This is a genomic window from Zoogloea sp. LCSB751 (assembly GCF_002028455.1).
Classification (GTDB): domain Bacteria; phylum Pseudomonadota; class Gammaproteobacteria; order Burkholderiales; family Rhodocyclaceae; genus Zoogloea.
Genome location: NZ_MWUM01000240.1, coordinates 1 through 267 on the forward strand (window position 1 = coordinate 1; position 267 = coordinate 267).

Below are 267 nucleotides of genomic sequence, written 5' to 3' on the forward strand. Positions count from 1 at the left end.
TTTATGGTTACATTGAAAAAAATCTTAAACTTAAAATAAAAAGTGCTCGTAGGATTATTCGAGCTATTTTACCAAATGAGTTGGAACAGGAATATCTAGCAATAGAAAATAACTTTCCAATATTGGAAGTGGAGCAGGTGGGTTTTTTAGACAATGGCCAGCCTTTTGAATTTTCAACAGCACATCATAGAAGTGATAGGATTGAATTCAGGACCGTAAGTATTAAATAAGATATAATTACTTTTATTACAATTATAATTGATGGAG

1 protein-coding gene is annotated in these 267 nt (G+C 30.3%); it reads left to right on the forward strand.

Translation table 11 applies throughout. The annotated features are described in order from the left end of the window. The coding region (locus B4920_RS26490; protein WP_139379694.1) for a GntR family transcriptional regulator at positions 1-230 on the forward strand (230 nt) is incomplete at its 5' end. Between the last annotated feature and the right edge of the window lie 37 nt (positions 231-267).